This window comes from Bradyrhizobium sp. CCBAU 51765, assembly GCF_015291725.1.
GTDB lineage: Bacteria > Pseudomonadota > Alphaproteobacteria > Rhizobiales > Xanthobacteraceae > Bradyrhizobium > Bradyrhizobium liaoningense.
Window position 1 is genome coordinate 8,343,549 of record NZ_CP030038.1, and the last position, 13,564, is coordinate 8,357,112.

The following is a 13,564-nucleotide window of genomic DNA, read 5'->3' on the forward strand; positions in this document are numbered from 1 at the left end:
CTGCGCGTCCCGTCAGTTCACCTTCTCGATCGCGACGGCCACACCCTGGCCGACGCCGACGCACATGGTGGCGAGCGCGAGCTTGCCGCCGCGCTTCTCCATGCCGTGCACGGCAGTGAGCGCGAGCCGCGCGCCGCTCATGCCGAGGGGATGGCCGAGCGCGATGGCGCCGCCATGCGGATTGACGAAATCGGCATCGTCCTTGACGCCGAGCTGGCGCATGCAGGCGATGCCCTGCGAGGCGAAGGCTTCGTTGAGCTCGATCAGGTCGAAATCGCTGATCTTCTTGCCGAGCCGCTCCATCAGCTTGCGGGTCGCGGGCACCGGGCCGATACCCATGATGCGCGGCGGCACGCCGGCCGAGGCGAGGCCGAGGATGCGGGCGCGGGGCGTCAGGCCATGCTTCTTCACGGCCGCTTCGGACGCCAGGATCATGGCGGCAGCGCCGTCATTGACGCCGGAGGCGTTGCCGGCCGTGACCGTGCCGGGATTGCGCACGATCGGCTTCAGTTTTGCCAAGCCTTCCAGCGTGGTCTCAGGGCGCGGATGCTCGTCCTTGTCGACCGTAACAGGACCGGCCTTGCCGCCAGGAATGGTGATCGGGATGATTTCCTCGGCGAAATAGCCTGCCGCGATCGCGGCGCCTGCGCGCTGCTGCGAGCGGATGGCGAAGGCGTCCTGGTCGGCACGCGAAACCTGGAATTCCTCGGCGACGTTCTCGCCGGTCTCGGGCATGGCATCGACGCCGTACTGCGCCTTCAGCAGCGGATTGATGAAGCGCCAGCCGATGGTGGTGTCGAAGATTTCGGCCGAACGCGAGAAGGCTTCCTGCGCCTTGCCCATCACGAAGGGTGCGCGCGTCATCGATTCGACGCCACCGGCGATGGCGAGCTCGATCTCGCCGGCGCGGATGGCGCGGCCCGCGGCGCCGACTGCATCAAGACCCGAGGCGCAGAGCCGGTTCAGGGTCTGGCCGGGAACCGAATCCGGCAGGCCCGCCAGCAGCAGCGCCATGCGCGCGACGTTGCGGTTGTCCTCGCCGGCCTGGTTGGCGCAGCCGAAGAATACTTCGTCCACCTGCGCCCAATCGAGATTGGGGTGTTTTGCCATCAGCGCCTTGATGGGGGCGGCGGCCAGATCGTCGGCGCGCACCTTGGCGAGCGACCCGCCGAAACGGCCGATCGGGGTCCGCACGGCATCGCAGATAAAGACGTCACGCATCGTTGTTCTCCCTGAATGCCGCGGTCCGGCCAAATTCTTCAATGTCGGCGGAGTTTTAGGAGGGCGCCCGCGGCAGGTCAATTGACGGTTTCGCGGGGCAGACGTCATTCCGGGGCGCGCCATTTGGCGCGAACCCGGAATCCACTTATCGGCGTGACGTGCGGCCCGATGGATTCCGGGTCTGCGCCTGCCGGCGCACCCCGGAATGACGACCGAGAATGTGGCAGCACTGCGCGCCCCACACGGACAACGTGGAAAACCTCCGCATCCCGGCCAAAGCGATAGGAGCAGGTACCGAAATTTTGTAGGTTGCGCCGCCCATGACGATGCAACAGCCGATACCCGTTCCGCCCCCCGAGGACACGCCCGCGCCGCAGGCCGAAGCCGCCGCGCGCGTCACGCCGATGATGGAACAGTACCTCGAGATCAAGGCGGCGCATCAGGGCCTCCTGCTGTTCTACCGGATGGGCGACTTCTACGAACTGTTCTTCGAGGACGCCGAGATCGCTTCCAGGACGCTCGGCATCGTCCTGACCAAGCGCGGCAAGCATCAGGGCGCGGATATCCCGATGTGCGGCGTGCCGGTCGAGCGCTCCGAGGACTATCTGCATCGTCTGATCTCGGCCGGCCACCGCGTCGCGGTCTGCGAGCAGACCGAGGATCCCGCTGCGGCCAAGGCACGCGGCAACAAGAGCGTGGTGCGTCGCGGCGTGGTGCGGCTGGTGACGCCGGGCACGCTGACCGAGGACACGCTGCTCGACGCGCGCGCCAACAATTACCTGCTCGCGATCGCGCGCGCCCGCTCCTCCGCCGGCGGCGACCGCTTCGGCCTCGCCTGGATCGACATCTCGACCGCCGAGTTCATGGTGACGGAAGCTTCCGGCGGCGAGCTCTCCGCGACGCTGGCGCGGATCAACCCGAACGAGGCGATCGTCACCGACGCGCTCTACAACGACAACGAGCTCGGCCAGATCCTGCGCGAGCTGCCGGCGGTGACGCCGCTGACCCGCGACGTCTTCGACGGCGCCACCGCCGAGAAGCGGCTGTGCGACTACTTCGCCGTCGCGACCATGGACGGGCTCGCCCAGCTCACGCGCCTGGAGGCCACCGCCGCGGCCGCCGCCGTCACCTATGTCGACCGCACCCAGGTCGGCAAGCATCCGCCGCTGTCGCCGCCCGCGCGTGAGGCTTCCGGCGCGACCATGGCGATCGATCCGGCCACACGTGCCAATCTCGAGCTGACGCGGACACTGGCCGGCGAGCGCCGCGGTTCGCTGCTCGACGCCATCGACTGCACGGTGACCTCGGCGGGTTCGCGTCTGCTGGCGCAGCGCCTGGCGGCGCCGCTGACCGATGCCCCGGCGATCGCCCGCCGGCTCGACGCGGTCAGCGCTTTCGTTGCCGATTCCGCGGCACGCGAGGACATTCGCAGCATATTGCGCGGCGCGCCCGACATGTCGCGAGCATTGGCTCGGCTCTCGGTAGGCCGCGGCGGACCGCGCGACCTCGCCGGCATCCGCGACGGCATCATCGCCGCCGATCAGGTGCTGACGCGCCTCTCTGAACTGGATGCGCCGCCGCAGGAGATCACGGCGGTGATGGCGGCGCTGCAAAGGCCGTCGCGCGAGCTCGCATCCGAATTTGCCCGTGCGCTCGACGAGCAGCTGCCCCTGATCAAGCGCGACGGCGGCTTCGTTCGCGCGGGCTATGAGCCCGCCCTCGACGAGGCGCGGAACCTGCGCGACGCCTCACGCCTCGTGGTGGCCTCGATGCAGGCGCGCTACGCCGACGACACCGGCGTCAAGGCGCTGAAGATCCGGCACAACAACGTGCTCGGCTATTTCGTCGAGGTCACCGCCCAGCACGGCGACAAGCTGATGTCGCCGCCGCTGAACGCCACCTTCATCCATCGCCAGACGCTGGCGGGACAGGTGCGCTTCACCACCTCCGAGCTCGGCGAGATCGAGGCCAAGATCGCCAATGCCGGCGACCGCGCGCTCGGCCTCGAGCTTGAGATCTTCGAGCGCCTCTGTGCGAAAGCGCTCGAGATCAGCGACGATCTGCGCGCTGCGGCGCAGGGTTTTGCGCTGCTGGACGTCGCGACGGCGCTGGCCAAGCTCGCGGTCGACGAAAACTATGTGCGGCCCGAGGTCGATGGCTCGCTCAGCTTTGCGATCGAGGCCGGCCGCCATCCCGTGGTCGAGCAGGCCCTGAAGCGCAACGGCGAGCCGTTCATCGCCAATGCCTGCGACCTGTCGCCTGCGCCAGCGCAGAAGTCCGGCCAGCTCTGGCTGCTGACCGGCCCGAACATGGCGGGTAAATCGACCTTCCTGCGCCAGAATGCGCTGATTGCCTTGATGGCCCAGATCGGCAGCTTCGTGCCGGCCACGCGCGCGCGGATCGGCGTCGTCGACCGCCTGTTCTCGCGCGTCGGCGCCGCCGACGATCTGGCCCGAGGCCGCTCCACCTTCATGGTGGAGATGGTCGAGACCGCGGCGATCCTGAACCAGGCCGGCGAGCGCGCGCTGGTGATTCTGGACGAGATCGGGCGCGGCACCGCGACCTTCGACGGCCTCTCGATCGCCTGGGCCGCGATCGAGCATCTGCACGAGAGCAATCGCTGCCGGACGCTGTTCGCGACGCATTATCACGAGCTGACCGCACTCGCGGCCAAGCTGCCGCGGATGTTCAATGCGACGGTGCGGGTCAAGGAATGGCAGGGCAACGTCGTGTTCCTGCACGAGGTGCTGCCGGGCTCGGCCGACCGCTCCTACGGCATCCAGGTGGCGAAACTCGCCGGCCTGCCGCCGGCGGTGATCACACGCGCCAAATCCGTGCTCTCCAAGCTGGAGGCGCAGGACCGCGGCCAGACCGCGCGAGCCTTGGTGGACGACCTGCCGCTGTTCGCAGTCCCCTCGCGCGCCGCCGCAGAAGCCGCGCCGCCGAGCGAGGCCGAGTTGCTGATGGAGGCGGTGAAGGCGCTGCACCCCGACGAAATGTCGCCGCGCGAAGCGCTCGATGCGCTCTATGCGTTGAAGGCCAGGCTGCCGAAGCAGTGACGGTTCCGTAGGGTGGGCAAAGCGGAGCGTGCCCACCACTTCAATGGAGAGATCGGGAAGAGATGGTGGGCACGGCGCGCAAAGAGCGCGCCTTTGCCCTCCCTACGATTCTCGCTACGCCCTCGCCGCGATCGCCGCGGCCTCGGCGGCCGCGCGCTGCATGCTGGTCGACATCTCGTTCGTCACCGTGCTCTGCTCCTCGATCGCTGCGGCCGTCGAGGTGACGTATTCGCTGACATTGTTGATCGCCTGCTTGATCGAACCGAGCGCACTGACGACGTCGCCGGAAATGCTGTTGAGGCTGCCGATCTCCTCGCCGATCTTGTCGGTGGCCTGCTTGGCCTGATTGGCGAGGCTCTTGACCTCGGAGGCGACCACCGCGAAGCCGCGGCCAGCCTCGCCGGCGCGGGCCGACTCGATCGTGGCGTTGAGCGCGAGCAGATTGATCTGCCCGGTGATGTTGTTGATCATCTCGACGATGCCGCTCATCGCCTGCGCAGCTTCGGTGAGGCGCTGGGCCTGTGCGTCGGCGGAGGAGACCTGGTCAACCGCACTCATCGCGGTTTCGCGGGATTTGGTCATCGCCTCGGAGATCTCCCGCACCGAGGCGTTGAGCTCCTCCGAGCCGGCGGCGACCGATTCCATCATGCCGCGGACACGCTCGTTGCCCATGCGGACCAGCACCTGCCGCGTGGTGTCGGTGGCGTATTTCACCACCTTGAACGGCTTGCCGTTGAGATCGAGGATCGGGTTGTACGAGGCCTGGATATAGACTTCCTTTCCGCCCTTGCCGATGCGCTTGTATTCGGCCGCCTGGTATTCGCCGCGATTGAGCGCGGCCCAGAACTCGCGATAGCCGGCTCCATCGCGCTCCGAAGGCTCGACGAACATGCTGTGATGCTGGCCCTTGATCTCGGCCAGCGAATAGCCGAGCGCGCCGAGGAAGTTGGCGTTGGCGGTGATGATCGTGCCGTCCATGTTGAACTCGATCACCGCCTGCGCCTTGTCGATGGCGGCGATCTGACCAGCGAGATCGGCGTTCTTCAGCTTCTCCGCGGTCACGTCGGTTGCAAACTTGACGACCCCGTACGGCTTGCCGCTTTCGTCGAGCAGCGGATTGTAGGAGGCGAGAATCCAGACCTCGCGGCCGCCCTTGGCGATCCGCTTGAACTCGCCAGCCTGATAGTCGCCGCGGTTGAGCGCGGCCCAGAATTCGCGATAGGCCGAGCTGTTGCGTTCGGCCTCCGCCACGAACAGGCTGTGATGCTTGCCCTCGATCTCGGCCAGCGAGTAGCCGAGCGTCTTGCAGAAATTCTCGTTGGCCGTGACGACGGTGCCGTCCAGCCTGAATTCGATGACGGCCTGAGCGCGGCTGATGGCGGCGATCTTCGACGCATCCGTCATGCTCCGGATCTTCTTCGCAGTGATGTCAGTCGCAATCTTGGCGACCATCACCGCCTTGCCGTTGCCGTCGAGCACGGGGTTGTAGGAGGCTTCGATCCAGACCTCGCGGCCGTCCTTCGCGATCCGCTTGAACTCGCGCGCCTGATACTCGCCACGGTTCAATGCAGCCCAGAACGCCTTGTACTCGGCGGTGCCGCGCTGGTCGGCCGGCACGAACATGGAGTGATGCTTGCCCTGAATCTCGTCGAGCCGATAGCCGAGGGCGTCGAGAAAGTTCTTGTTCGCCGTGATGATCGAGCCATCGAGATTGAATTCGATCATGGCCTGCGAACGGCCGATGGCGTCGAGTCGTGCCTGTGCATCGCTGTGGGACTTGCGACCGAACATAAAGGAATCTCCATCTCGAAATAGCCTGGACGGCTCGTGTGGGGGAAACAACAGTTGCAGCGGCACAGCCGTATTCAAATCGACAATTCCCGCGCGTCCCTGCACTCGGATGCAGCTCGGACGAGTTCGCGCTCACGGCAACGGACGCGGGTACGCTGGCTTATTCGTAGATGAAAAGCGCGAAGAAAGTTCTAATAGATCTGTCGGAAATCGGCTGGAGCCAAAGCGATACTGGCGCGCATCGAAGATCAACTGCAATCGCGGCTGCGATTTGAAATGACGCATCTCGATCAATGGCTTGTGCGTACGCCGCGTTGTGCCGGACATGTCTGGGCCAGCGTTTGCGCGACGCGGTGTCGCTCCGTTCCGTAGTCTCACGGTGATCGCGCCTTCCGTATGGCGCGCCCACGTTGCCACAGCGTCAGGTTCCACAGCACGCAGGTTGCAAGGGCAAGAGAAAGACCGGTCGCCGATCCGAATTGCGCCACCGCAACGTGCATGATGGCGATCGCCATGCCGAAGCCGAGCAGTCCCCAGGCGGAGTTGGCAAGCACCGCGGCCGTCGGCGGGCCGCCGATGCGCGGGTGCAGGATCACCATCATGCTGGTGAACACGACCGGAAACAGCGCGATGATACCGCTGATCCGCGGGCCGACCCATCCTGACGTCGAGACCACGATGGCGACGAGGGTCGCAACCAGCAGAGCCCGCATCGGGACGTCGTACCAGCGGCGCGTCACCAGCGGCATCTTCACGTGGCGATACCGCGCCAGGATCGGGATGCAGATGCCGAACGCGATCAGGTTGGCAGCAAGTCCCGCGGCGAGCGACCAGTCGAACTGGCGGATGATCGATGCAAGCACGATCCAGACCGCGACGGCGCTTCCACAACTCACCACGAGATTGTGCCGCTGCGACAGCACGACATAGGTGAGACACATGAAAATCGTCGCCGCATTGACCGGCAGGCTCGCCAGCGCACCCTGCGCGATGAAGGCGGCGTCATGATCGATCGCGAGGAAGACGTAGGATGGACCGGCCGATACCGGCAGGGTCGCAACCAGCGCGCCGATCACAGGCCCCGCGCGTTCGGTGATGATCGACGCCGACACCACGAACGCCGCCGCGATCGCCATGCGCAACAGGAGGACGAGGACGAAATGGAGTTCGAGGGACATTCTGTCTGTCATTCCGGGGCGCGCGACGCGCGAGCTCTGGTGCGCAATTGCGCACCTGAGAATCCATAACCACAGGCCGTAGTGGTTTGAGAGCTGGACTGGAGCAACGACCGTTCGAGATCACGACGGCCTGGGCTTGTGGAGGACACCAATTGCTGGGATGACGACCTGCGCCTTCTACATCCGCTGCATCGACACCGACACCTTGGGGCCGTTCTTGATGGTCTGATAGACTACGCAATAACGCTCGGTGAGCTTGAGCAGCAGGTCGAGCTTGTCCTGCGGCGCGTCGGTGTCGACCTCGAAGCGCAGGCGGATCTCGGCGAAGCCGACCGGCGTCTCCTTGTCGATGCCGAGCGTGCCGCGGAAGTCGAGATCGCCCTCGGCGTAGACGTTGCCGGTCTTGAGCGGCACCTCGATTGCGGTCGCAACCGATTTCAACGTGACGCCGGCACAGGCGACCAGGGCTTCGAGCAGCATGTCGCCGGAGCAGAGCTCGAGGCCGGAACCGCCAGTGCCCGGATGCAGGCCGGCCATCGCGATCGCACGGCCGGTCTCGACCTTGCAGGCAATGCCTTCGCCGTCGGTGGAGCCCTTGGCCTTCAGCGTGATCAGCGCGGCCTTGGGATCGGTCTTGTAGCGCTCCTTGATTGGGGCTTGCATCTGGCGCAGTTGGACAGCGTCCATCTTGTTTTCTCCCGGCATGTCGTTCCTCACAAGCGGTATAGAAGGCGGCCGGTTTCGTGTCAGCTCATGATTGATGGGAGCTGCCATGAGCGACTGAAATCGAGCCAAAAACAAACGTATTTTCATGATGTTACGCTTGAATTAACGAGCAGCGCCACAGACCGTCCGATCTGCATGACCGAGCTCATCGGTCGCTGGCTTGCGAATGTCTCGTGACAGCGCCTGTCACCTCTTATATCCGGAGGGACATGGACAGCATCGCGACTGAGCAGAAGGCCGGGGTGGACGATCGTTTCGACACCGCGCGGATCACCGCCGCGGTCGATGCGCTTGCCGAACAGTATCAGGGACGCGAGGACGCGTTCCGTACGGCGATGGCGCAATTGCTCAAGGCGGAACTTATCGCGGCGCGCGCCGCCGCGCAGGCGATTCTCTTGAAGGACCGCCACGGCCGGCGCTGCGCCGAGCGGCTCTGCCACGTGCAGGACGAGATCATCCGCATCCTGTATTCGGCGGCGACGCGCCATCTCTACCGCTCGCCGATCCCGAGCGGCGCCGAGCGCATGGCGGTCGTGGCCACGGGCGGCTATGGCCGCGGCCTGATGGCGCCGGAATCGGACATCGATCTGCTCTTCATCCTGCCCTACAAGCAGACCGCCTGGGGCGAGCAGGTCGCCGAGGCGATCCTCTATTGCCTCTGGGACATGGGGCTGAAGGTCGGTCACGCCACCCGCTCGGTCGACGAATCGATCCGGCAGGCGCGCGGCGACATGACGATCCGCACTGCGATCCTGGAGACGCGCTTCCTCACCGGCGACAAGCCACTCTATGAGGAGTTGGTCGAGCGCTTCGATAAGGAAGTCGTGCAGGGCACCGCGTCGGAATTCGTCACCGCAAAGCTCGCCGAGCGCGAGGAGCGGCACCGCCGCGGCGGCCAGTCGCGCTATCTGGTCGAGCCCAATGTCAAGGACGGCAAAGGGGCCTTGCGCGACCTGCACACGCTGTTCTGGATCGCCAAATACGTCTACCGCGTGCGCGACACCCACGAGCTGGTCGCGCGCGGCGTGTTCGACGCGCAGGAATACCGCACCTTCCGCCGCTGCGCCGATTTCCTCTGGTCGGTGCGCTGCAATCTGCATTTCTACTCTGGCCGCGCCGAGGAGCGCCTGTCCTTCGATCTCCAGCGCGAGATCGCCATCCGCCTCGGCTACACCTCGCATCCCGGCATGCAGGACGTCGAACGCTTCATGAAGCACTACTTCCTGGTCGCCAAGGAGGTCGGCAACCTCACCGCCATTCTCTGCGCCAAGCTCGAGGACCAGCAGGCCAAGCCTGCCCCGGTGCTGAGCCGGATGATGGCGCGCTTGCGACCGACCGCAGCGAAGCGGCGCGTCCCCGACAGCGACGACTTCATCGTCGACAACAACCGCATCAACGTCGCCGCGCCGGACGTGTTCAAGCACGATCCGGTCAACCTGATCCGCATCTTCCGCCTCGCGCAGAAGAACAACCTCGCTTTTCACCCGGATGCGATGCGCGACGTGACGCGCTCGCTCGGCCTGATCAACGCGGGCTTGCGCGAAAATCCCGAGGCCAACCGGCTGTTCATGCAGATCCTGACCTCCGACAACGCGGAGATCGTGCTGCGGCGGATGAACGAAACCGGCGTGCTCGGCCACTTCATCCGCGCTTTCGGCAAGATCGTCTCGATGATGCAGTTCAATATGTATCATCACTACACCGTCGACGAGCATCTGATCCGCTGCATCGGCTTCCTCCAGGACATCGAGCGCGGCGGCATCGAGGAGTTCGCCCTCGCCAGCGATCTCATGCGCAAGAGCCGGCCCGAGCACCGCGCGGTGATCTACATCGCGACATTGCTGCACGACGTCGCCAAGGGCAGGCCCGAGGATCACTCGATCGCCGGTGCGAAGGTCGCCCGACGGCTGTGCCCGCGGCTCGGCTTCAGCCCTGCCGACACCGAGCTCGTGGCGTGGCTGATCGAGGAGCATCTGACGATGTCCACGGTCGCGCAGTCGCGCGACCTCTCGGATCGCAAGACCATCGAGAATTTCGCCGCCGTGGTGCAGTCGGTCGAGCAGATGAAGCTCTTGACCATCCTGACCACGGCCGACATCCGCGGCGTCGGCCCGGGCGTGTGGAACGGCTGGAAGGCGCAGCTCTTGCGCTCCCTGTACTACGAGACCGAACCGGTGCTCACGGGCGGGTTCTCGGAGGTCGACCGGGGAAAACGTCTTGCGGCCGCGCACGCCGAATTCCGCATGGCCTTCGCCGAATGGCCGAAGGACGAGCTCGACGCCTATATCGCCCGGCACTATCCCGCCTACTGGCTCAAAGTCGAGCTGCCGCGCAAGATCCGCCACGCCCGCTTCGTCCGCTCCAGCGAGCAGGCCGGCCACAAGCTGGCGATCAATGTCGGCTTCGACGAGGTGCGCGGCGTCACCGAGCTGACAATCTTTGCCGCCGACCATCCCTGGCTGCTGTCGATCATCGCGGGCGCCTGTGCCTCGGCCGGCGCCAACATCGTCGATGCCCAGATCTACACCACGACCGACGGCCGCGCGCTCGACACGATCTCGATCTCCCGGGAATACGACCGCGACGAGGACGAGGGTCGGCGCGCCACGCGCATCGGCGAGATGATCGAGGACGTGCTGGAGGGCAAGCTGCGTCTGCCCGAGGTGGTGGCGCGGCGCACCGTGCGCAGCAAGGCACGGCCGTTCGTGATCGAGCCGGAAGTGACCATCAACAACCAGTGGTCCGACCGTTACACCGTGATCGAGGTCTCGGGCCTCGACCGGCCCGGCCTGCTCTACGAGCTGACCACGGCCATCTCCAAACTCAATCTCAATATCGCCTCGGCCCATGTCGCGACCTTCGGCGAGCGCGCGCGCGACGTGTTCTACGTGACCGACCTTCTGGGCGCCCAGATCAACGCGCCGACGCGGCAGGCCGCGATCAAGAGCGCGCTGACCCATGTGATGGCCGGCGACAAGGCGGTGCAGCCGGCGGCGTGAGGCTCACCGTTCGAGCCCGACTCTCTCTTTCGTCATTCCGGGGCGCCGCGCAAGCGACGAGCTATGGTGCGCAATTGCGCACCTGAGAATCCATCGAACCACTGGTTGCGCGGACAAATGGATTCCGGGCTCGCGCTGCGCGCGCCCCGGAATGACGACGGGGAGAGATCTAGACCTCAACCCCCTCATGCCGCAGCAGCCAGCGCTTGCGCTCCAGTCCGCCGCCGTACTTCACCAGCGAGCCATCCGCGCCGATCAGGCGGTGACAGGGCAGCACCACGCTGATCGGGTTGGAGCCGTTGGCATGGCCGACCGCACGAACGGCCTTGGGCATGCCAATCCTCGCGGCGAGCGCGCCGTAGCTCAGCGTGGTACCCGCCGGGATTTGCCCAAGCGCGGTCCAGACCTTTTGCTGGAACGGCGTGCCGGCGATGCGCCACGCGATGGCGGAGAGCTGGCCGAGTTCGCCTTCGAAATAGCCGGACAGCGCCGTCCGCATATCCGCAGGCGCAGGCTGGTTGCTCAGATCCACGGCACCGTAATGCAGGCGCAACAGCCCGCGCATGCGGTGCTCGTAATCCTCCCAGTCGAGCGCGCGCAAGTCACCATCAGCATCGGTGACGAGCAGCGCGATCCCGATCGGCGTCGTCAGGCGGTCGAGGCCGAAGCGTTCAGGCGTCTTGATTGATCGAACGGGCATCGCGGCACCAGGCAATCGAAAACACACCCATCGCACTTGCCATGCCGGCCGTGCTAACGTCCACCCGAAAGCTGACGCTTTTGGGGGAGCTGACCTTGATCCTGATCGCCAATGTGCTGGTGGCGCTGGTCGCGGCACTGCACGTTTTCTTCCTGATCCTGGAGATGTTTCTCTGGGACAGGCCGCTGGGCCTCAAAGTGTTTCGGAATACGCCGGAGAAGGCCGAGATCACGAAAGTGCTGGCCGCCAATCAGGGCCTCTATAACGGCTTCCTCGCTGCCGGCCTGCTCTGGGGCCTCATGCACGGCAATCCCGCCTTCGCGCTCCAGATCAAGGCGTTCTTCCTGCTTTGCGTGATCGTAGCCGGCGTCTATGGCGCAGCGACCGTCAGCACGCGGATTCTGATGGTGCAGGCGCTGCCGGCGGCGGTCGCGCTGGTTGCGTTGTTCTTGGCCTGAGACGCTACGGCGCAGCGCCGCGATCCTTGCGCCGCGGCGAACCTTCCTCCACAATCTTCGGCAGCGATGGCGACCGTTGCAATCAACGGGGAAAGACCATCGGCCGAAAATTCCGTCAGGAGGAACAACCCAAGATGAACAATCGCAGAGCCTTCATAGCTGCCGCGGCGGCGCTCGCCGTCGCGGTCTCCACCAGCCAGGCCCTCGCCCAGAAGAAATACGACACCGGCGCGACCGACACCGAGATCAAGATCGGCCAGACCGTGCCGTTCTCCGGCGCCTATTCCGTCTACGCCAATATCGGCAAGACCCAGGCCGCCTACTTCAAGATGATCAACGATCAGGGCGGCATCAACGGCCGCAAGATCAACCTGATCCAGTATGACGACGCCTATTCGCCGCCCAAGACCGTCGAGCAGGTGCGCAAGCTCGTCGAGGGCGACGAAGTGCTGTTCACCTTCCAGCTGATCGGCACCGCCGCGAATGCCGCCGTGCAGAAGTATCTCAACGGCAAGAAGGTCCCGCAACTCCTCGCCTCCACCGGCGCCGCGCGCTTCAACGATCCGCAGAACTATCCCTGGACCATCGCCTACAATCCCAACTACGTGTCCGAGGGGCGGATCTACGCCAAGTACATTCTCAAGGAGCATCCGAACGCCAAGATCGGCGTGCTCTACCAGAACGACGACATGGGCCGCGACTATCTGGCGGGGCTCAAGAGCGGCCTCGGCGACAAGGCTGCCAGCATGATCGCCGGCGAGGTCTCCTACGAGGTCACCGACCCGACCGTCGATTCGCAGGTGGTCAAGCTGAAGTCGATGGGGGTTGATCTGTTCTTCGACGCCTCGACGCCGAAATTCGCTGCGCAGGCGATCAAGAAGCTTGCCGATCTCGGCTGGACGCCTGTGCACATCCTCGACATCAATGCGAGCCCGGTGTCGGCAACGCTGAAGCCGGCCGGTCTCGACATCTCCAAGGGCATCATCTCGACCAATTACGGCAAGGACCCGGGCGACCCCCAGTGGAAGGACGATCCGGGCGTGAAGGCCTTCTTCGCCTTCATGGACAAGTATTTCCCGGAGGGCGACAAGCTCAACACCATCAACACCTATGCCTATTCGGTGGCCGAGCTGCTGGTGCAGGTCTTGAAGCAATGCGGCGACGACCTGACGCGTGAGAACGTCATGAAGCAGGTCGCCAACATCAAGGGCTACACGCCGAGCCTGGCGCTGCCGGGTATCAAGATCAACACCGGCCCGAACGACTACCGCGTCAACAAGCAGATGCAGATGATGAAGTTCAACGGCGAACGCTGGGAGCTGTTCGGACCGATCATCGAGGACACCGGCCCCTCGGGTTAGGGGAAGAGAGGACCTCTTCGTAGGGTGGGCAAAGACGCGCAAGCGTCGTGCCCGCCATCTTCTCCACGACA

General features: G+C 65.2%; 9 protein-coding genes. 4 read left to right on the plus strand and 5 right to left on the minus strand.

Features of this window, described 5'->3' with window-relative positions:
- Window positions 1-12: 12 nt before the first annotated feature.
- On the minus strand, window positions 13-1,221 hold the full coding sequence (gene pcaF / locus XH96_RS38655) for a 3-oxoadipyl-CoA thiolase (RefSeq protein WP_194390467.1): 1,209 nt from the start codon (window positions 1,219-1,221) through the stop codon (window positions 13-15).
- Window positions 1,222-1,541: 320 nt separating this feature from the next.
- Here pcaF and mutS point away from each other — a divergent pair, with 320 nt between their 5' ends.
- Window positions 1,542-4,280, plus strand: a complete 2,739-nt coding sequence (gene mutS / locus XH96_RS38660) for a DNA mismatch repair protein MutS (RefSeq protein WP_194390468.1) — start codon at window positions 1,542-1,544, stop codon at window positions 4,278-4,280.
- A gap of 114 nt (window positions 4,281-4,394) precedes the next feature.
- Here the strand turns inward: mutS and XH96_RS38665 are convergent, their stop codons facing one another.
- From XH96_RS38665 to XH96_RS38675, 3 genes are all read right to left on the minus strand, one after another.
- A complete protein-coding gene (locus XH96_RS38665) occupies window positions 4,395-6,071 on the minus strand; it encodes a PAS domain-containing methyl-accepting chemotaxis protein (RefSeq protein ID WP_194390469.1) in 1,677 nt (558 codons plus the stop codon).
- A 374-nt stretch (window positions 6,072-6,445) separates the two neighbouring features.
- Window positions 6,446-7,249: a hypothetical protein gene (locus tag XH96_RS38670; protein ID WP_194390470.1), complete on the minus strand. Its 804-nt coding sequence runs from the start codon at window positions 7,247-7,249 to the stop codon at window positions 6,446-6,448.
- A gap of 177 nt (window positions 7,250-7,426) precedes the next feature.
- A complete protein-coding gene (locus tag XH96_RS38675) occupies window positions 7,427-7,936 on the minus strand; it encodes an OsmC family protein (RefSeq protein ID WP_194390471.1) in 510 nt (169 codons plus the stop codon).
- A gap of 248 nt (window positions 7,937-8,184) precedes the next feature.
- On the opposite strand from XH96_RS38675, the gene XH96_RS38680 reads away from it, so the two are divergent.
- On the plus strand, window positions 8,185-10,974 hold the full coding sequence (locus XH96_RS38680) for a [protein-PII] uridylyltransferase (protein WP_194390472.1): 2,790 nt from the start codon (window positions 8,185-8,187) through the stop codon (window positions 10,972-10,974).
- Window positions 10,975-11,143: 169 nt separating this feature from the next.
- Here the strand turns inward: XH96_RS38680 and XH96_RS38685 are convergent, their stop codons facing one another.
- The gene (locus tag XH96_RS38685) at window positions 11,144-11,674 is read right to left on the minus strand and encodes a methylated-DNA--[protein]-cysteine S-methyltransferase (protein WP_194390473.1); all 531 of its coding nucleotides are present in this window, start codon (window positions 11,672-11,674) and stop codon (window positions 11,144-11,146) included.
- Window positions 11,675-11,715: 41 nt separating this feature from the next.
- Between XH96_RS38685 and XH96_RS38690 the strand changes: the two genes are divergently transcribed.
- Both XH96_RS38690 and XH96_RS38695 read left to right on the plus strand, forming a co-directional pair.
- A complete protein-coding gene (locus tag XH96_RS38690; RefSeq protein ID WP_194390474.1) occupies window positions 11,716-12,132 on the plus strand; it encodes a DUF1304 domain-containing protein in 417 nt (138 codons plus the stop codon).
- A gap of 134 nt (window positions 12,133-12,266) precedes the next feature.
- Window positions 12,267-13,493 (plus strand): ABC transporter substrate-binding protein, encoded by a 1,227-nt coding sequence (locus tag XH96_RS38695; RefSeq protein WP_194390475.1) that lies wholly within the window; start codon window positions 12,267-12,269, stop codon window positions 13,491-13,493.
- Window positions 13,494-13,564 lie beyond the last annotated feature (71 nt).

Coding starts and splice junctions, on each gene's coding strand:
- pcaF (WP_194390467.1), bottom strand. CDS start 1,221: ATGCGTGACGTCTTTATCTGCGATGCCGTGCGGACCCCGATCGGCCGT.
- mutS (WP_194390468.1), top strand. CDS start 1,542: ATGACGATGCAACAGCCGATACCCGTTCCGCCCCCCGAGGACACGCCC.
- XH96_RS38665 (WP_194390469.1), bottom strand. CDS start 6,071: ATGTTCGGTCGCAAGTCCCACAGCGATGCACAGGCACGACTCGACGCC.
- XH96_RS38670 (WP_194390470.1), bottom strand. CDS start 7,249: ATGTCCCTCGAACTCCATTTCGTCCTCGTCCTCCTGTTGCGCATGGCG.
- XH96_RS38675 (WP_194390471.1), bottom strand. CDS start 7,936: ATGGACGCTGTCCAACTGCGCCAGATGCAAGCCCCAATCAAGGAGCGC.
- XH96_RS38680 (WP_194390472.1), top strand. CDS start 8,185: ATGGACAGCATCGCGACTGAGCAGAAGGCCGGGGTGGACGATCGTTTC.
- XH96_RS38685 (WP_194390473.1), bottom strand. CDS start 11,674: ATGCCCGTTCGATCAATCAAGACGCCTGAACGCTTCGGCCTCGACCGC.
- XH96_RS38690 (WP_194390474.1), top strand. CDS start 11,716: ATGCCGGCCGTGCTAACGTCCACCCGAAAGCTGACGCTTTTGGGGGAG.
- XH96_RS38695 (WP_194390475.1), top strand. CDS start 12,267: ATGAACAATCGCAGAGCCTTCATAGCTGCCGCGGCGGCGCTCGCCGTC.